The sequence below is a fragment of the Streptomyces sp. NPDC000404 genome (assembly GCF_040300365.1).
Lineage (GTDB): Bacteria > Actinomycetota > Actinomycetes > Streptomycetales > Streptomycetaceae > Streptomyces > Streptomyces ramulosus.
In genome coordinates this window covers 205204-223447 of record NZ_JBEPDN010000009.1, presented here as the reverse complement: position 1 = coordinate 223447, position 18244 = coordinate 205204, and the positions used below count along the sequence as shown (strand labels likewise).

The 18244-nt window shown below is 73.4% G+C and carries 16 protein-coding genes; 7 read left to right on the top strand and 9 right to left on the bottom strand.

The features are described from left to right. Nucleotides 1-35 precede the first annotated feature (35 nt). On the top strand, nucleotides 36-932 hold the full coding sequence (locus ABT345_RS19390; protein WP_345090028.1) for an alpha/beta hydrolase family protein: 897 nt from the start codon (nucleotides 36-38) through the stop codon (nucleotides 930-932). A 42-nt stretch (nucleotides 933-974) separates the two neighbouring features. Here the strand turns inward: ABT345_RS19390 and ABT345_RS19385 are convergent, their stop codons facing one another. After that, on the bottom strand, nucleotides 975-2081 hold the full coding sequence (locus ABT345_RS19385; RefSeq protein ID WP_345090031.1) for a LysR family transcriptional regulator: 1107 nt from the start codon (nucleotides 2079-2081) through the stop codon (nucleotides 975-977). A gap of 152 nt (nucleotides 2082-2233) precedes the next feature. Between ABT345_RS19385 and ABT345_RS19380 the strand changes: the two genes are divergently transcribed. After that, nucleotides 2234-3553, top strand: a complete 1320-nt coding sequence (locus tag ABT345_RS19380; protein WP_345090034.1) for an MFS transporter — start codon at nucleotides 2234-2236, stop codon at nucleotides 3551-3553. A gap of 69 nt (nucleotides 3554-3622) precedes the next feature. On the opposite strand, the gene ABT345_RS19375 is transcribed toward ABT345_RS19380, so the two are convergent. Further along, on the bottom strand, nucleotides 3623-4216 hold the full coding sequence (locus ABT345_RS19375; protein WP_345090037.1) for a Uma2 family endonuclease: 594 nt from the start codon (nucleotides 4214-4216) through the stop codon (nucleotides 3623-3625). A 357-nt stretch (nucleotides 4217-4573) separates the two neighbouring features. Here ABT345_RS19375 and ABT345_RS19370 point away from each other — a divergent pair, with 357 nt between their 5' ends. Continuing rightward, entirely contained in the window at nucleotides 4574-5989 is a 1416-nt protein-coding gene (locus ABT345_RS19370; RefSeq protein ID WP_345090040.1) for an aminotransferase class V-fold PLP-dependent enzyme, read from the top strand. A gap of 286 nt (nucleotides 5990-6275) precedes the next feature. Here ABT345_RS19370 and ABT345_RS19365 read toward each other — a convergent pair whose 3' ends face one another. From ABT345_RS19365 to ABT345_RS19340, 6 genes are all read right to left on the bottom strand, one after another. Continuing rightward, a complete protein-coding gene (locus tag ABT345_RS19365) occupies nucleotides 6276-7553 on the bottom strand; it encodes a thymidine phosphorylase (RefSeq protein WP_345090043.1) in 1278 nt (425 codons plus the stop codon). A 331-nt stretch (nucleotides 7554-7884) separates the two neighbouring features. Further along, on the bottom strand, nucleotides 7885-8286 hold the full coding sequence (locus tag ABT345_RS19360) for a cytidine deaminase (protein ID WP_345090047.1): 402 nt from the start codon (nucleotides 8284-8286) through the stop codon (nucleotides 7885-7887). Then, a complete protein-coding gene (locus ABT345_RS19355; protein ID WP_345090050.1) occupies nucleotides 8283-9566 on the bottom strand; it encodes an ABC transporter permease in 1284 nt (427 codons plus the stop codon). The genes ABT345_RS19360 and ABT345_RS19355 overlap by 4 nt, the downstream gene beginning before the upstream one ends. Continuing rightward, nucleotides 9563-10723 carry an ABC transporter permease gene (locus ABT345_RS19350; protein WP_345090053.1) on the bottom strand — a complete coding sequence of 387 codons (1161 nt, stop codon included), beginning with the start codon at nucleotides 10721-10723 and terminating at the stop codon, nucleotides 9563-9565. Before ABT345_RS19350 ends, ABT345_RS19355 begins: the two co-directional genes overlap by 4 nt. Continuing rightward, nucleotides 10720-12351: an ABC transporter ATP-binding protein gene (locus tag ABT345_RS19345; RefSeq protein WP_345090093.1), complete on the bottom strand. Its 1632-nt coding sequence runs from the start codon at nucleotides 12349-12351 to the stop codon at nucleotides 10720-10722. Before ABT345_RS19345 ends, ABT345_RS19350 begins: the two co-directional genes overlap by 4 nt. Before the next feature lie 124 nt (nucleotides 12352-12475). Further along, on the bottom strand, nucleotides 12476-13507 hold the full coding sequence (locus ABT345_RS19340) for a BMP family lipoprotein (protein ID WP_345090056.1): 1032 nt from the start codon (nucleotides 13505-13507) through the stop codon (nucleotides 12476-12478). Nucleotides 13508-13773: 266 nt separating this feature from the next. Here ABT345_RS19340 and ABT345_RS19335 point away from each other — a divergent pair, with 266 nt between their 5' ends. From ABT345_RS19335 to ABT345_RS19325, 3 genes are all read left to right on the top strand, one after another. Continuing rightward, nucleotides 13774-14151 (top strand): VOC family protein, encoded by a 378-nt coding sequence (locus tag ABT345_RS19335; protein WP_345090059.1) that lies wholly within the window; start codon nucleotides 13774-13776, stop codon nucleotides 14149-14151. Nucleotides 14152-14311: 160 nt separating this feature from the next. Continuing rightward, on the top strand, nucleotides 14312-14674 hold the full coding sequence (locus ABT345_RS19330; protein ID WP_345090061.1) for a type II toxin-antitoxin system RelE/ParE family toxin: 363 nt from the start codon (nucleotides 14312-14314) through the stop codon (nucleotides 14672-14674). Beyond that, on the top strand, nucleotides 14671-14988 hold the full coding sequence (locus tag ABT345_RS19325) for a helix-turn-helix domain-containing protein (RefSeq protein ID WP_345090063.1): 318 nt from the start codon (nucleotides 14671-14673) through the stop codon (nucleotides 14986-14988). Before ABT345_RS19330 ends, ABT345_RS19325 begins: the two co-directional genes overlap by 4 nt. 144 nt (nucleotides 14989-15132) lie before the next feature. Here ABT345_RS19325 and ABT345_RS19320 read toward each other — a convergent pair whose 3' ends face one another. Further along, on the bottom strand, nucleotides 15133-16707 hold the full coding sequence (locus ABT345_RS19320; protein ID WP_345090065.1) for a TIGR03086 family metal-binding protein: 1575 nt from the start codon (nucleotides 16705-16707) through the stop codon (nucleotides 15133-15135). Nucleotides 16708-17061: 354 nt separating this feature from the next. On the opposite strand from ABT345_RS19320, the gene ABT345_RS19315 reads away from it, so the two are divergent. Continuing rightward, nucleotides 17062-18066: an ATP-grasp domain-containing protein gene (locus ABT345_RS19315; RefSeq protein WP_345090067.1), complete on the top strand. Its 1005-nt coding sequence runs from the start codon at nucleotides 17062-17064 to the stop codon at nucleotides 18064-18066. Nucleotides 18067-18244: the final 178 nt, after the last annotated feature.

The window sequence follows — 18244 nt, the reverse complement described above, 5'->3', positions numbered from 1 at the left end:
TGGCCCCCTTGCCACGATCTGCCATCGTTTCCGTCATGGCTCAGCAAGCACTGCCGGAGCGCGACGCCCGGCTGGGAAAACCGCTGGGAGCGTCCGGTGACGAAGGGGCCCGCGCCACGCTGCGGCGAGGCGGCGCGGGCCGGTCCGGGCGTTCGGTGAGCGGGGTGGCGCTGTTACTGCCGGACGGCTCCCCGGGCGGCACCGGGCGCCCGTCGCCGCTGCCGGCGCTCGCGGTCCGGCCGCTCGCCGGACGGCTGGCCCGCGCGGGGCGCGCCGAGGGGCTGACCGCCCATGTGGTGCGCTACCGCCGCCGGGGCTGGAACGGCGGCGCGGCGGATCCGGCGCGGGACGCCGCCTGGGCGGTGGCGGAGGTGGTGCGCCGCTACGGCGATGTGCCCGTCTGCCTGGTCGGCGCGGGCATGGGCGCACGGGCGGCGCTGCACGCGGCGGGCCATCCGGCCGTCGGCGCGGTGCTGGGGCTGGCGCCGTGGTTCCCGGAGCCGGGCGCGGACGGCGGCCGCCCGGAGGCGGCGGACGACGCCGGGCCGGGGGGCGCGGCGGCGTCCGGCCCGCAGGCGTCCGCGGACGGCCCGGCCCGGCACGCGGCCGATCCCGTCAAGCAACTCGTCGGCCGGCACGTCCTGTTGGTCCACGGGACGAACGACCGCCGCACCGACCCCGAGCTGTCGTACCGCTACGCCGAGCGCGCCAAGAAGATCAACCGGGACACCTGCCGGTTCGAGGTGCACTCCGACGGCCATGCGCTGCTCCAGCACCGCTCCGAGGTCCACGCGCTCGCCGTCGACTTCCTGCTCGGCGCGCTCTTCGCCCAGGACTTCGCCCGTCCGGTGCAGGACGCGATGGCCGCGCCGCCGCCGCTGGGCCTGCGGATGCCGCTGGCCGCCGGGTTCGGGGCGTCGCTGCGGCGGTAGCGCCCGGTCCGGCTCTCCTTCGCACGCGGGAGAGTCGGCGGGTCACCGCAGCAGCAGCCCCCGGCGGCTCAGCAGGAACTTCTTGAAGGCGGCGACCGGCGGGGTGTCCGGGTGGCCGTCGAGCCAGGCCACGCCGATCTCGCGGACCGCCCGGGGCGCGGTGACGGTCAGTTCGGCGACGCCGGGCCGGGGCACCGCGGGCGGCGGCAGCAGCGCCACGCCGAGCCCCGCGGCGACCAGCCCGCGCAGCGTCTCCGCCTCCTCGCCCTCGAAGGCGATCCGCGGCGCGAACCCCGCCTCGGCACAGAGCGCGTCGGTGATCCGGCGCAGCCCGTAGCCCGGCTCCAGGGTGACGAAGAGTTCGTTCGCCGCCTCGGCCAGCCGGATGCGCTTGCGGACCGCGAGCGGATGGTCGTCGGGGACGACGAGGCGCAGCTTCTGCTCGTCGAGGCGGCGGGCGACGAGGTCGGGGTAGTCGGGCACCGGCGAGGTCAGGCACAGGTCGAGGTCGCCCACGCGCAGCCGCTCGATCATCGCCTCGCCGTGGTTCTGGACGAGCTGGAAGCGGACCCGGGGATGGTCGGCGCGGAAGGTCCGCAGCAGTCCGGGGACGGTCTCGGAGCCGAGGGTGTGGAGGAAGCCGAAGGCGACCTTCCCGGCGGCGGGATCGGCGTCGGCGCGGACGTCCTCGGTGGCGCGGTCCAGATCGGCGAGCGCCTTCTCCGCCTGGGCGCGGAAGGCGCGGCCCGCCGGGGTGAGCGAGAGGGTGCGGCCGTGCCGGGCGAAGAGGGCGACGCCCAACTCGTCCTCCAGCCGCACCAGCGCCCGGCTCAGCGTCGGCTGCGGCATGCCCAGCTCCTGCGCGGCGCGGGTGACGTGCTCGTACCGGGCGACCGCGGTGAACTGCGCGAGACGGGGGGCGAGGGCGAGCGCCCACGAGCCGTCGCCGATGTCGACGCCGTCGGACGCCTCGGCGGGGACGCGGGAGGCGCCGGGCGTGCCGGTCGCCGGGGTGGCGGCGGGCCGGGGACCCCCGCCGGACGGACGCCCCGGGGACCGCCGCCCGGCGGACGGATGCGCCGCCCCGGACGTCCGGCCCGCGCCGGCGCCCGCTCCCCCGCTCCGCCCCCGTGCCCGCTCCTTCGCCATCGTCCGGTGTCCTTCCGCTGCCCGTCCCGCATGTCTTTTCTGTTGCGAAGCGGTGACACAGCCCGCGCTGAGCTGCTGTCATACGTCACCACATCGATTATGGCGTTTCCATGCATTGGACGCATAAAACACGCACGGCCTACGTTCACACCATGCCTCCCGCTGATACCGGGGCGACCGCCACCACCCGTGCGGTCGCCTCTCCCCTGCCGTCCCCCGACTCCTCCTCCGCGGCCGCCGCCGTCGACCCCGACGCGGCCAAGCTGCACCCGGGCGGCCCCGGCTACCGCCGGATGAGCTTCGCCCTCTTCGCCGCGGGGCTCGCGACCTTCGCGCTGCTGTACTCGACGCAGGCGCTGCTCCCCGCGATCTCCGCGTCCCTGCACGTCTCGCCGGACCAGGCGAGCTGGACGGTCTCCGGCGCCACCTTCGGCCTCGCGCTCGCGGTGATCCCGCTCAGCGCGGTCTCCGAACGCTTCGGCCGCCGCACGATGATGACCGCCTCGCTGACCGTCGCCGCGCTGCTCGCCCTGCTCGTGCCGTTCGCGCCCTCGCTGGGCTGGCTGATCGCGCTCCGCGTCGCCCAGGGCGTGGCGCTGGCGGGGCTGCCCGCGTCGGCGATGGCGTTCCTCGCGGAGGAGGTCCGCCCCCGGGCGCTGGTCGGCGCGATCGGCCTGTTCGTGGCGGGCAACAGCATCGGCGGGATGTCCGGCCGGATCGTCACCGGCTGGGTCGCGCAGGCATGGGGCTGGCGGGCGGCGCTCGCCGCGGTCGGCCTGATGGCCGTGGTGTGCGCGGTGGTCTTCCGGGTGCTGGTGCCCCGCGCCCGGCACTTCGCCCCCCGCGCGGTCGGCCCGCGCGCCCTCGCCCGCACCCTCGGCGGCCACCTCGCCGACCCGCTGCTGCGGCGGCTGTACGGCATCGGCGCGCTGTTCATGACGGTCTTCGGCGCGGTCTACACGGTGATCGGCTACCGCCTGGTCTCCGAGCCCTTCAACCTGCCGCAGGGCGTCGTCGGTTCGATCTTCCTGGTGTATCTGGTCGGCACGGTGTCGTCCGCGGCGGCGGGCAAGCTGGTCGGCCGGATGGGGCGCCGCGGTGCGCTCTACCTCGCGGTCGGGACGACGACGGCCGGGCTGCTGCTGACCCTCTCCGACGCGGTCGCCGGCGTACTGGCCGGGCTGATCCTGATCACCGCCGGGTTCTTCGCCGGACACGCGGTCGCCTCCTCCTCGGTCAGCCGCGCCGCCAAGTCGGCCCGCGCCCAGGCGTCCGCGCTGTACCAGTGCGCGTACTACGCGGGCAGCAGCGTCGGCGGCGCGCTCGGCGCGATCGCCTTCCACGCGGCGGGCTGGGACGGCACCGTCGTCCTCGGCCTGCTGGCGATGGTCGCCGCCGCCGCGATCACCCTCTACGCCACCCGCAAGGCCCTCGCCGAACAACGGCTGCTGCGGCTTCAGAAGACCGCGTAACCACCCCCGAACCCGGAGGGCCCGCCCCACCACCTGTCCTGGTGGGGCGGGCCCTTCGTCTTGGGGTGGTCAGCCGGTGGGGAAGATTCCCGTGTCCAGCAGAAGGTCGATAGGTGCCGGAAGGGCCAGCCCGTCGCCGAACTTCACGGCCTGGAGTACGCGGTAGACGTCTCCTGCCGGCTCCCCGTAGAGCGTGATGGTGGGCCCGCCGGGGGCCCACCGGTCGACGAGGAGGTAGAGCGGAACACCGGCACGGGCGTACCCGGCGGCCTTCGCGATCCGGTCGTGGCTCGCGTTGCATTTCGAGGTGACCTCGACCATCAGCTCGGCGGCGGATGCCGGGATGCGGCGCCCTTGCTCGCCGCGGACGACGGCGTCCGGAACCACTGCCAGATCCGGGACGTAGAGCCCGTTGCGGAACGGGATCTCCGTGCCGAGAGTCCGGTAGATCCCCCACTCGTCGGAGAGCGCGGCGCACAGCCGGCGATGAATCTTTTCCACGATGAGGCAGTGGGGGCCGTCCGGCGGGCGTGACACGGTGACGATCCCCTCGATGATCTCCACCTTGCAGCCCACCGGCGCCTTCGTCTGCTCCCAGATGCGGACGAGGCCGTCCCACTCGCGGTCATGGTCCGGAGCGCGGTCGACGGTGAGTGCGCTCATGGCGGTCTTCTCTACAGGCATGTCACCGACCCCAGCACGCCCAGCCGATCGGCACCCCGTCCACGAATCATCGTCACCCGAACGGGAAACCCCAGGTCATCCGATACGTTCCGGCGCCACCGGCGAGGCGGAGGGGGCCGGGCGGGTCGCGCCGGGCGGACGCGCTCCCCGGCCCGGGAGACGGGCTCCGGCACGTCTGGGCCGTTCGAACAAAACCCCTAAATCCCTCCGGGAATCCCCTTAATCCGCCCTCTACGTAGGGTGTTTGAGCCATCACGGGGCGTACGTTGAGAGACGGACGCCCCGCGGAACCGCGTGGTCGCGTCCCTTCCCCCACTTTCCCCTCGAAGAGAGACCATGTCCGACGCAGCTACCACTCCCGCACCCCCCGCGCAGGGCATCGACGCGCTGCGCGCCACCGAATTCGGCTACCTCGACGAGCAGGGTCACGTCTATCTCGACCATGCGGGCGCCGGTCTCCCGGCCCGCAGCAGTCTGCGCGCCCACGCCGAGCGGATATCGGCCGGCTGCTTCGGTAATCCGCACTCCGGCAGCCCCGCCTCCGCCGCCTCCACCGCGCTGATCGAGCGGACCCGCGCGAGGGTGCTGCGGTATCTGCGGGCCGATCCGGCGGAGTACACCGTCGTCTTCACCGCCAACGCCACCGGCGCCTGCCGCCTGGTCGGCGAGGCGTTCCCGTTCGCCCCCGGCGGGCGGCTGGCGCTGACGCTGGACAACCACAACTCCGTCGTCGGGCTGCGGTCGTTCGCCGCCGCGGGCGGCGCGTCCGTCGCGTACATACCGTTCTCCGGGCGGGAGTTGCGGATATCCGACGCGGAGGTGGACCGCGCGCTCGGCGAGGCGGACGCGGGCGGCGCGCCCCGGCTGCTGGCCTATCCGGCGCAGAGCAACTTCACCGGGGTGCGGCATCCGCTCGACTGGATCGGGCGGGCGCGCGAGCGCGGCTGGCGGGTGCTGGTGGACGCCGCCGCGCATCTGCCGACCAACCGCCTCGACCTGAGCCGGGTGCGCCCCGACTTCGTGGCGCTCAGCTGGTACAAGGTCTTCGGCTATCCGACCGGGCTCGGCGCGCTCGTCGCCCGGCGGGAGGCGCTGGCGGCGCTGCGGCGGCCGTGGTTCTCCGGCGGCACGGTCCAGGTCGCCAGCGCCCAGGGCGGCTGGCACCGGATGACCGACGACGAGAGCGCCTTCGAGGACGGCACGCTCAACTACCTCAGCATCCCGGACGTCGCCACGGGCCTGGAGTGGCTCGACGCCGTCGGCATCGACGCGGTCCACGCGCACGTCACGGCGCTCACCGCCCGCCTCCTCGACGGGCTGCGGGCGCTGCGCCACGGCAACGGCGCCCCCATGGCGCGGGTGTACGGACCGGAGGGCACCCGGATGCGGGGCGGCACGGTCGCGCTGCATCTGCTCACCCCGGACGGCGCGGTCCTCGACGAGCGGGCCGTCGCCCGGGACGCCGCCGCCCGTGGCATCTCGCTCCGTACGGGCTGCTTCTGCAACCCGGGCGCGGGCGAGACCGCCTTCGGCATACCCCGCGCCGCGCTGGCGGCGGCGAGCCACCGCACGACGGGCACGGTCGACGACTACGTACGGGCGCTGGGGCTGCCGTTCGGCGGCGCGGTGCGGGTGTCGCTGGGCGTCTCGTCCGGTGCGGGCGATGTGCGGGCGTTCCTGGAGTTCGTCGCCGAGGCGTACCGGGACCGGCCGGCGGACGCGCGCGGGCTGCCGCCGCGGGTGCACTGCTGACGGGGGCGGCGGGCGCCGGGACGGCCCGGTGCGGCTGGGCCCGTGCGGGTCCGGGGCGCGCAAGTTCGGCCCACGCAGGCCCGGGCACGCAGGCCCAGAGCGCGCAGGTCCGGCCCGTGCAGGTCCGGGGCACGCAGGCCCCGGGCGCACAGGCCCGGCCCACGCACACCCGGCCCACGCAGTTCCGGGGCACGCCGCCGTCCCGCCCGGCTGGGCGTGGCCGGGGCCCGGCGGGTCCGCTGCGGCACGGAGCCGACCGCCACGGGCCCGCCGCCCCCGTACCGGCTCAGCCGATCCGCTCCAGCACGACCGGCGTGGCCGCGAAGGTCGTGTCCGCCGGGCCGACGACGACCTGGTCGTCGAGGGCTTCGAGGGCGTAGGGGAGCTTCTCGGGGGTGTCGGTGTGCAGGGTCAGCAGCGGCTGGCCGGCGGCGACGAAGTCGCCCGGCTTGGCGTGGATTTCGACGCCGGCGCCGGCCTGCACCGGGTCCTCCTTGCGGGCCCGGCCCGCGCCGAGCCGCCAGGCGGCGAGCCCGACGGCGTAGGCGTCCAGCTCGGTGAGGATGCCGGTGGAGGTGGCGGTGACGGTGTGCTGCTCGTGGGCGACGGGCAGCGGCGCGTCCGGGTCGCCGCCCTGGGCGATGATCATGCGGCGCCAGTGGTCCATGGCGGAGCCGTCGGCGAGCGCCTTGGCCGGGTCGGCGTCGGGCAGCCCGGCCGCGTCCAGCATCTCGCGGGCGAGCGCGAGGGTGAGGTCGACGACGTCGCGGGGACCGCCGCCGGCCAGCACCTCGACGGACTCGCGGACCTCCAGGGCGTTGCCCGCGGTGAGGCCGAGCGGGGTGGCCATGTCGGTGAGCAGGGCGGTGGTGCGCACGCCGTGGTCGGTGCCCAGCTCGACCATGGTGGCGGCGAGTTCGCGGGCGTCGTCGAGGTTCTTCATGAACGCGCCGGAGCCGACCTTGACGTCCAGGACGAGGGAGCCGGTGCCCTCGGCGATCTTCTTGGACATGATCGAGGAGGCGATGAGCGGGATCGCCTCGACGGTGCCGGTGACGTCGCGCAGCGCGTAGAGCTTCTTGTCGGCGGGGGCGAGCCCGTCGCCGGCGGCGCAGATGACGGAGCCGACGTCGCGCAGCACGTCCAGCATCTCGGGGTTGCTGAGCTGGGCGCGCCAGCCGGGGATGGCCTCCAGCTTGTCCAGGGTGCCGCCGGTGTGGCCCAGACCGCGGCCGGAGAGCTGCGGGACGGCGGCGCCGCAGGCGGCGACCAGCGGGGCGAGCGGCAGGGTGATCTTGTCGCCGACGCCGCCGGTGGAGTGCTTGTCGGCGGTGGGGCGGGTCAGCGAGGAAAAGTCCATCCGCTCACCGGAGTTGATCATCGCGGCGGTCCAGCGGGCGATCTCCGTGCGGTTCATGCCGTTGAGGAAGATCGCCATGGCCAGCGCCGACATCTGCTCGTGGGCGACCTCGCCGCGGGTGTAGGCGCCGATGACCCAGTCGATCTGATCGGCGGTCAGCTCACCGCGGTCCCGCTTGGTGCGGATGACGGAGATGACGTCCATGGAGACTTCCTTTCGAACGGTTATCCCTTTTTCTACACGCATAGAACGGCCGGAGCGAGGGCGGACGGCGCGGAACGCCACCCCGGGCGGCGTGCGCCGGTGCGGCGCACGGGCCGGTCCCGCGGGAGCGGCACGGAAGCACCCGGCGCGTACGGCCCCGGGCGCCGTGGGACCACCGGCGCAGGCGCCCCGCGCGCACGCTCCGGGGCGCCCCCGGCCCGTCCCGGAGAAAGCCCGGAAACACCCCCGGCCCGTCCCGGAAAATCCCCGGAGAAAGCCCGGAGCCGCCCCGGGCACGTACCCCCGAGGCGGCTCGGCGCGTCAACCGCCCTCAGCCGGCCAGGTGTTGCGGCCCGAACGGATCCGGCAGCAGTTCGGCGAGCGGACGGATGCCGGACGCGGTGTCGACCAGCAGCTCGGGGCCGCCGTGCTCGTACAGCAGCTGACGGCAGCGCCCGCACGGGATCAGCACCTCGCCCGCCGCGTCCGCGCAGGTGAACGCCGTGAGGCGACCGCCGCCGGTGGCGAACAGCGCCGAGACCAGGCCGCATTCGGCGCACAGCCCGAGGCCGTACGAGGCGTTCTCGACGTTGCAGCCGGTGACCGTCCGCCCGTCGTCGACGAGCGCCGCGGCCCCTACGGGATACCCGGAGTACGGGGCGTAGGCCCGGGACATCGCGTCCCGGGCCCGCGCGCGCAGAGCGGTCCAGTCGACCGGCTCCTGTGAGGTCATGCGCCCTGTCCTCGGCGGTAGGGCCGGCCCCCCGCCTTCGGCGGCCGCAGCCGCTGCGAGAAGAGCGCGAGCACCAGCAGGGTGGCGATGTACGGGCTGGCCTCGACCAGCTCCAGCGGCACCGTATCGGCGACGGCGTACCAGACCACCAGCGCCACGGCGACGACGGCGGACACCGCTGCCTGGGCCCGCTTGGCGGCGCGCAGCCGCAGCAGGGCGAGGACGGCGAGCAGCGCGGCGAGGCCGAGCAGCAGGGCGTGGACGGTCGGGCCGCCGCTGCGCAGCTGCATCGCGTCCATGAAGCCGAAGAGTCCGGCGCCCATCGCGACACCGCCGGGCCGCCAGTTGCCGAAGATCATGGTGGCGAGGCCGATGTAGCCGCGGCCGCCGGTCTGGCCGTCCTGGTAGAAGTGCACGCCGATGGAGAGGAACGCGCCGCCGAGCCCGGCGAGCGCACCGGAGACCAGCACCGCCGCGTACTTGTACGCGTAGACGTTGACGCCCAGCGACTCCGCCGACAGCGGCGCCTCACCGCACGAGCGCAACCGCAGGCCGAACGACGAGCGCCACAGCAGGTAGAAGGTGGCGACGAAGAGGCCGACGGTGCCGAGGGTGAGCCAGGAGACGTTGGTGACGGCCGCGCCGAGGATGCCGGCGAGGTCGGAGACGAAGAACCAGTGGTGCGCCTCGATGGAGTTCAGCCAGTCCGACAGGCCCGGGACGGTGAACGTCGGCATGTCCGGCATCGGCGGCGACTGCTTGTCGTTGCCGCCCGCCGCCTGCGCCGCGCTGCCCTCCTGGCCGAACCAGAGGGTGGCGAGGTACTGGGTGGCGCCCAGCGCGAGGATGTTGATGGCGACGCCGGAGACGATGTGGTCGACGCCGAAGGTGACCGTCGCGACCGCGTGGACCAGCCCGCCGAGCGCGCCGCCGACGATGCCCGCGGCGGCCGCCGCCCACGGCCCGTGCTGCCAGCCGATCCAGCCGGCGGCGAACGAGCCGAGCATCATCATGCCTTCGAGGCCGATGTTGACCACGCCGGCCCGCTCGGACCAGAGGCCGCCCAGACCGGCCAGGCCGATCGGCACGGCGGCGGAGAGCGCGGCGCCGAACTGGCCGGTGGAGGTGAGGTCCGCGGTGCCGGTCAGGGCCCGCAGCCCGGCGACGGCGAGCAGGGCGACCGCGAGGATCAGCAGGATCCAGGGGTAGGTCAGCCTGCGCCGCCCGCCCTTCGCGGTGGCCGCGGCGGGCTGCGCCGCGGGCTTGAGGTCCGCGCTCACGCCGACACCTCCGACTTGTCGTTGTTGCCGGTCGCCTCACCCGTCGTACGGGCCGCTGCCGCCAGTTCCTCGCCGACCTTGCGCTGCTGGAGCCGCAGGCCGTAGCGGCGCACCAGTTCGTACGCGATGACGACGCAGAGGACGATGACGCCCTGGATGACGCCGACGATCTCCTGGGCGTAGCCCTCGAACTCCAGGCGGGAGCCGGTGCGGTCGAGGAAGGCCCACAGGAGCGCGCCGAAGGCCATGCCGACCGGGTGGTTGCGGCCGAGCAGGGCGATGGCGATGCCGGTGAAGCCGATGCCCGCGGGGAAGTCGGTGCCGTACTGGAAGGACTCGCCGAGCAGGGTGGGCATGCCGACCAGACCGGCGGCGGCGCCGGAGAGCAGCATCGAGATGACGACCATCCGCTTGACGCTGACGCCGCTGGCCTCGGCGGCCGGTTCGGAGGCGCCGACGGCCCGCAGGTCGAAGCCGAAGCGGGTGCGGGAGAGCAGGAACCAGTAGAGCGCTCCGGCGATCACCGCGATCACCACGAAGCCGTAGACCGGCTTGGGGTGGGTCGGGAAGGAGAAGAAGTGGCTGGACTCCGGCAGGAACTTGGTGTGCAGGAGGTTGCCGTCCTTGATCGCGAGACGGCCGTCCTGGAGGAAGTAGCCGATGACCGACGCCGCGATGGAGTTCAGCATGATCGTGGTGATCACCTCGCTGACCCCGCGGGTGGTCTTCAGCAGTCCGGCGATCCCGGACCAGACCGCGCCGACCAGCATCGCGACGACGATGAGCAGCACGATCTGGAGCGCGCCGGGCAGCACCAGCGAACCGCCGACCGCCGCGGCGGCGAACGCCGCGAGGCGGTACTGGCCGTCGACGCCGATGTTGAAGAGGTTCATCCGGAAGCCGATGGCGACCGCGAGCGCCGACAGGTAGTACGGGACCGCCTTGTTGACGATCCAGACCTGGCTGTCGCTGTAGTGGCCGTAATCGGCCATGATCCCGTACGCGCGGAGCGGGTTCTCGCCGGACGCCAGGAAGACCAGCGAGCTGATCACTATCGCGGCGACGACGGCGAGCAGCGGCGCGGCGAGGGCGAGGATCACCTTGTCGCGGGTGGCGCTGCGCGCACCGCCGGGCGCGGGCAGTTTGGCGACGGTCATGCCTGGTCACCGCCGTTCGGCTCGGTCTCGGCGGACGCGGGACGGCCGGTGTCGGCGTCCCCGTCCGCGGTGAGGTGGCCGCTGGCGGCACCGGTCATGGCGGAGCCCAACTCCTCCGGGGTGATCACGGCGGGATCCGCGTCCGCGACCAGCCGGCCGCGGTACATCACCCGCAGGGTGTCGGACAGGCCGATCAGCTCGTCCAGGTCGGCGGAGATCAGCAGCACGGCCAGGCCCTCGCGGCGGGCCGTGCGGATCTGCTCCCAGATCTGCGCCTGCGCGCCGACATCGACCCCTCGGGTGGGGTGCGCGGCGATCAACAGCTTGGGGTGGTGGCTCATCTCGCGGCCGACGATCAGCTTCTGCTGGTTGCCGCCGGAGAGCGAGGCGGCGGTGACCTCGATGCCGGGGGTGCGCACGTCGTACTCCTCGACGATCCGTGCGGTGTCCTTGCGGGCACCGGCCGGGTCGAGGAGCTTGCCCTTGCTGTTGGGGCGTTCGGTGACGTGGCCGAGGATGCGGTTCTCCCACAGCGGCGCTTCGAGGAGCAGGCCGTGGCGGTGGCGGTCCTCGGGGACGTAGCCGATGCCGCCCTCGCGGCGGCGGCGGGTGGAGGTGCCCGACAGGTCGGCGCCGTCGAGGGTGACGGTGCCGCGGTCGGGGGTGCGGGTCCCCATGATCGCCTCGACCAGTTCGGCCTGGCCGTTGCCCTCCACCCCGGCGACGCCGAGGACTTCGCCCTTGTGGATGGTGAGGCCGATGCCGTCGAGGACGGTGCGGACCACGCCGTCGGAGTCGGTGGCCGACAGGTGCAACCCCTCGACCTGGAGCATCGGTTCGTCCGTGACGGTCGACTCGCGGGTCTCGGGCGACGGCAGTTCGCTGCCGACCATCAGCTCGGCGAGCTGCTTGGGCGTGGTGTCGTCCGGTGCGACGGAGGCGACGGTCGTGCCGCGGCGGATGACGGTGATGTCGTCGGCGACCGACAGCACCTCGCCCAGCTTGTGCGAGATGAAGATGACGGTCAGGCCCTCGGACTTCAGCTCCCGCAGGTTGGCGAAGAGCGCGTCGACCTCCTGCGGGACGAGGACCGCGGTCGGCTCGTCGAGGATGAGGGTGCGGGCGCCGCGGTAGAGGACCTTGAGGATCTCCACGCGCTGGCGGTCGGCGACGCCGAGGTCCTCGACGAGGACGTCGGGCCGGATGGCGAGGCCGTACGCGTCGGAGATCTCCATGATCCTGGTGCGGGCGCGCCCGCCGATGCCGTGCAGCTTCTCGGCGCCCAGGACGGTGTTCTCCAGGACGGTGAGGTTGTCGGCGAGCATGAAGTGCTGGTGGACCATGCCGATGCCGTGGGCGATGGCGTCGCCCGGGGTGTTCAGCGCGGTCTCGGTGCCGTCCAGCGCGATGGTGCCCTCGTCCGGCTTCTGCATGCCGTAGAGGATCTTCATCAGGGTGGACTTGCCGGCGCCGTTCTCGCCGCAGAGGGCGTGGACGGTGCCGCGGCGGACGGTGAGGTGGATGTCGTGGTTGGCGACGACGCCCGGGAACCGTTTGGTGATTCCGCGGAGTTCTACGGCAGGGGCGTCCGGCCGGGCCGGGGCGCTGCTCGTGGGTGCTGCGTTGATGGCGCACTCCCCTCGGGGATGAAGGAGCGGAAGGGGCGGGTGTGACGCGCGAGGGTCACGAAGGGGCACGGCAGCTGAGCCCCTCCGGGCCCTGACCGGGCCGCCGGGGCGGTGCCGTCCCGGGCTACGGCGTCTCCTTGACCTTCACCTTGCCCTCGACGATCTTCTTCCGGGCCGCGTCGATCTGCGGCTGGATGTCCTTGATGAAGCCGCCGGACGTGGCGAGCTTGACGCCGTTCTTCTTGAGGTCGTAGGCGTGGATGCCGGTCAGCGGCTTGCCGTCCTCGACGCTCTTGATCAGGTCGTACACGGCCACGTCGACGTTCTTCACGACGGACGTGAGGATGCAGTCCCGGTACTTCGCGAGGCCCGCCTGCTGGTACTGGTCGGAGTCGACGCCGATCGCCCAGGCGCCCTTGCGCTTGCTGATCGCCTCGATGGACCCGGCGCCGGACTGACCGGCCGCGGAGTAGATCACGTCGATGCCGCTGTCGAGCATGCCCGAGGCCTTGGCCTTCGCCGCCGCCGGGTCGTTGAAGCCCTTGTCGTTGTTCGGGTAGAGGTACTGCGAGACGACCTTGGCCTTCGGGTCGGTGGCGCGCACCCCCTGCTCGAACCCGGCCTGGAACTTCTGGATCAGCGCGTTGTTCACACCGCCGATGAAGCCGACCTTGTGGGTCTTGCTCTTGAGCGCCGCGGCGACGCCCGCCAGATACGAGCCCTCGTGCTCGGCGAAGACCATCGCATCGACGTTCTTGCCCGTCGGCACCGCGTCGACCACGCCGAACGTGGTGTCCGGGAAGTCCTTCGCGACGTTCTGCACCGACTGGCTGTACGCGAAGCCGACGCCGATGACGGGGTTGTACCCGGCCTCCGCGAACGACGAGAGCCGCTGCTCGCGGTCGGCCTCGGTCTCACCGTTCTTCGCCGTGAGCATCTTGACGTTGACGCCGAGATCCTTCCGGGCGTTCTCCGTGCCCCGCGCGGCCGCCTCGTTGAACGAGTGGTCGTCCCGGCCACCGATGTCGAAGGCGAGCCCGACACCCGCGTGCTTGGCGCGATTCGCCTCGGCGAAGCTCTGCCCGCACGCGGTGGCGGTGAGCGCGAGAACCACGGTGGCACTGGCCGCGGCGGCAATCCTGGTGACCCGACGCACGGGGCCTTCCCTTCGCTCCCGGAGCCCCCTGTGGCTCCGGCTTAGCGGGAGATTAACGCGCGTAGACATGGCGCAAAACCCTCTACGGCGGTGCCGTTATCGATTCGTCGTGAAGGGGCGGCGCCCGGGGGCGCGAGGGCGCGAAGTGGTCGGGCGCCCTGGCGTGGCGAGGGGCGGGGCGGCCGGGGCGGCAACGGGTGCGGGGCGGCCGGGACGGTGCGGCCCGGCTCTGGACACGCCTGCGGGCGCGTGATCGGCTGGCCGCCATGGCCTCCCTCATTCGCCACACCACGGTCGACTGCGCCGACCCGTATGCGCTGGCCCTCTTCTGGGCCGGTGTCCTGGACGGCACGCTCGCCGACGACGACTTCCCGGGCGACCCGGAGGCCACGGTCGCAACGACCGCCGGCACCCTCCTCTTCGTCCGCACCCCCGGCCCCAAGACCGCGAAGAACCGCGTCCACCTGGACCTCCAGCCCCAGGACCGCACCCGCGACGAGGAGGTCACCCGCCTGCTGACCCTCGGCGCCGCCCTCCACGAGGACCATCGGCGGCCGGACGGCTCGGGCTGGGCGACCCTGCGGGACCCGGAGGGCAACGAGTTCTGCGTGGAGCGGAGCGCGGGGGAACGGGCGGCGGGCTGAGCGGTATGCGTGCGAAGGCTGTCGGCGGGTGATCTGGTGCGGTCACCGCGGGGGGGCGTCACCCGGTGCCACGCGGCGTCAGCCAGTACACATCACTCTTTCAGTACCTTCAGCCCTTACTGAAGGTACTGAAAGGTATAGCTTTCGCTATACTCGGTACATGGACGGCGAGTGGGAGATCTTCCTGGTCGACGAGGTGCGCGACTGGATCACGGGCCTCGATGACTTGACACACGCCCGGGTGGTGCAGGCGCTCGACGCACTGGCAGAAGGCGGCCCCGGACTCGGTCGCCCCCTGGTGGACACCATCCACGGCTCTTCCATGGCGAACCTCAAGGAACTACGTCCCGGCACGGTGCGGATCCTGTTCGCCTTCGACCCGTGGCGTTGCAGCATTCTGCTGGTCGCCGGGGACAAAGCAGGGCGCTGGAACGAGTGGTACCGGGAAGCGATCCCGCTGGCCGAAGGGCGCTACGAAAGCTACGTGAAGGAACGAGCCCAGCAAGAAGGAGGCCGATCGTGAGCGGTTACACGCGTTGGCAGGACATCCGCGCCGAGCATGTCGCCCGGGCCGGAGGCGAGGAGGCCGTACGGGCGGGCAAGGAGGAGCTTCTTGCCGAGATGACCGGTCGCCGTCTGGCGGAACTGCGGCGTTCCCGGGGTCTGACCCAGCAGGACGTGGCGGACCGTATGGGCGTCACCAAGGGGCGCGTCTCGCAGATCGAGCAGGGGCATGTCTCCGGCCAGGAGATCCTCGCCCGCTTCGCGGTGGCTCTGGGCGGGCGTCTGCACCAGGCCATCTATTTCGACGACGGGGACATCGCGGCGATCGCCTGAGGGAACGGCCCAGCGGACCGCACGGACCGCCGTCCCTCCCGGCGCGGAACGCGGCGCTGACCCGCCCGTCGCTCGACGGCGGCAGGCGCTCCGGGTCGGCGGCCCCGCGCCCCGGGCCCGCGTGATCGGTCGGCCGCCCACCGTTCAGCCGACGCTCCGCCCGAGGTATCCGGCGAGCCGGTCCAGGGCCGTGGCCCCCTCGGGCGCGGGCCGGAGTGGTGCGAAGGAGCCGCCCGGGGTCCGCGGCAGGTTGCCGTAGATCTCGTGTGCCAGGGGGAGGGCCGCCTCGGCGAGGTCCGGGACGAGGTCGCGGGGGTGGCCTAGGGCCGTGGCCAGGTCCCAGCCGTGTACCAGCATCTCCATGACCAGTTGCTCGACGATCCGCCGGCCCGGGGCGGGCCCGTAGCGCTGGTCGAGCATGCCGGGGCGGTGGAAGGCGGTCAGTGAGCCCTGGGCGGCGGCGCGGAACGCCGCGAGGTGGTCCTCGCCGAGGTGGTCGGCGGCGAGATCGGTGCGCGGGGCGCCGTCGGCCAGGCCGGTCCAGAGCAGGTTCTCCCGGACGAGATGCTGGAGCAGGGCGCGTACGTCCCACCGGGCGCAGGGCGTCGGCAGGCCGAACTGGTCCGGGGAGACCGCGCCGACCAGTTCCTCCACGGCGGCCAGTACCCGGGCGCAGGCGTCGAGCACGCCCGCGGGCTGCCAGGCGTCGGGCCCCGCGTCGTACACGCCGCCCAGCTCCGCGGCCCGGGCGCCGGGCGCGGGGTTGGCGCGCAGCGCGGTCTTCAGCCAGTCCCCGGGGGCCGCCATGCCGGGCCGTACGGGCAAGCCGTTGATCAGGCAGATCAGTTGCCAGTACCGCTCGGCCTTCGCGTCGGAGGCGACCTCCAGCTGCTCCAGCAGGATGCGGCGGGCCGGTGCGCCGTCGGCCACCGGGGCGGCGCGGGTGTGTGTCTGGGTGGGGAGCCAGGCGGTGACGACGGCCGCGACGATCTGATCGGCCGCGGGTGAGTCCGGGGCGATCCCGTCCCGGATCGCGGTGTTCACCCGCTGCGTCCAGTCGTCGGTGAGCCGCCGGAGGTCTTGCAGCGTGCTGTCGTCGTGGTCGCCGGGCGCGTGCTCGGCGGCGTACCGGGCCATCCGCCGCATTCCGGTGCGCAGGTCCGGGTCCGTCACCAGTTCGCTCAGTTCGAGCCAGGCGTCGACCTGCTCGTCGGTGGGATTCTCGGGCAGGTCCGGGGTGGCGGCCAGCAGTCCGCGGCGGTAGGCGGGCACGTCGATGTCGGCGAGGGTGTCGGTCACGAACTCGTGGATGAGGGTGCGGCGTTCGGCGGCGGACATCCGGGCGGTGCGGGTCATGTGGGCGAGTCCTTCGGCGGTGGCGGAGCGGCGGCTGACGGAGCGCAGCACCGCCTGCTGCGTGCGCAGCGCGCGGATCTGCACCTCCAGCACGTCGGCGTGGGCCGCGGCCACCTCCGTGAGCGTGTGCTCGCGGTCGAGGACGGCACGGATCCGCCCCAGGCCCAGGCCCAGGTCCCGCAGGGTCCGCGCCATCTCCAGCCGGGCGAGGGACGTGGCGTCGTAGCGGCGGTAGCCGGCGGCGGTCCGTCCGGCCGGTGGTACCACCCCGGCGTCGGACCAGTGCCGGACGAGCTTCACCGACAGCCCGGTCTTCCGCGCGATCTCCCCGATGTTCCACGGCCCGGCCTCACCGACGTGCATGCGCCCCACCCTCAACTCTCCCTCGGTGGGAGAGTCAACCATCGGGCTCGACCGCCGGGCTCGATCGCCCGCCGGCTCCGTCCTGCGGAGCCCCGCGGTCAGGCGGCTGGTCTCCGGTGCGGTGTCCGTGACGTCCGGAAGTCCGCCGGCGCGCCGACTTGCCGCTTGCCGCGCGTCCGGCCGCTGCGGCGGGCGGGGTATGCGGACCGGGCCCCGCCCGCCCCTCCGGGCCGGAGACCGGCGGAGCTTCCGTTCGCTCGTGGCGCAGTCCGGCGCGGCCCGGTGGGCGGAACTGGGAAAGTGGACCCGGTTCGGCCGTCGTGCCCCCAGAGGGGCAAAGGGTGAGGAGCCCAGGTGAAGACAGCAGAAGGTGCCCCGTCGGTGATCCCGGCGCCCGCCGATGTGTGGATGCTCGTACGGGAGCAACCGTCGATGCTGGGGAACGCCACCCAGGCGCTCGCCACGGCGCTGGCCGCCGCCCACGGCCCCCGCTTCGCGGTCTGGCACACCGATGAACTCCTCTTCGGCGTGGCGGACGGCCGGTTGGTGCTGCGCACGCTGGGCGGCGCGGACGTGCCCGCCCCCGAAGTGGTGTGCGTGCGCCAGATGCCCGGCTCGATGCGCGACAACCGCGAGGTCACCCTGTTGCGGCACCTGGAGCGCATGGGCAGCACGCTCGTCAACCGTCCCGATGCCCACCTCCTGTGCCGCAACAAGATCTGGCAGCTGCAGGAACTGGCGGCGGCCGGGCTGCCGGTCCCCGACACCCTCTCCTACGCGACCGCCCCGTTGGAGGGCGTGGTCCGCAACGTGGCGGCGCCCTGCGTGGTGAAGGCCGTCCGCGGCACCAAGGGGCATCAGGTCTTCCTCGCCCCTGACCAGCGCCTGCTGCGCGATGTGGCCGGCAGCCTCACACAGGAGGTGCCGTTCCTCTTCCAGGAACACGTGGCCGCCTCGCACGGCCGCACCCTGCGCGTGGTGGTGGTCGACGGCGAGCCCGTGGGCGCCGTCCTGCACACCTCCGGCGGTGACGCCCTCGCCGCCAACATCGGCAACGGCGGCTCCGCCGCCCTGTGTTCGGGCCGCTATCCGGAGGCGGAGCGGATCGCGGTCGAGGCCGCCGCCGTGCTGGGCCTGGACATCGCCGGGGTCGACCTGCTCTTCACCGCGGACGACGGCTACACCCTCTGCGAGGTGAACGCCGTCCCGGGCTGGCGCCCGGCGATGACCACGGTCGTGCCCGCCATCACCGCCTGCATCGCCCGCCGCCTGGCGGCCCGCGGCTCGGTCACCCACGGCTCGGCTACCCGCGGCTCGACTGCCCGCAGGGACGGTACGGCCTGCCGCGAACGGGCCTGAGCCCTGCCGCGGGAGGGGGAGCCCGCGCGCCCCAGGAAGCGCCCCTTCACCCGGAAGCCGGCTCCTCCCTCGCGGCGGCCTGCGCTGTCGCCCCGCCGCCGCACCCGGGCACCGCAGCCGCGCGGAACGGCGGTCCGGCTGGGCTGCACGGTGCCTCCGGTGGTGGGAGCCTGGGAGA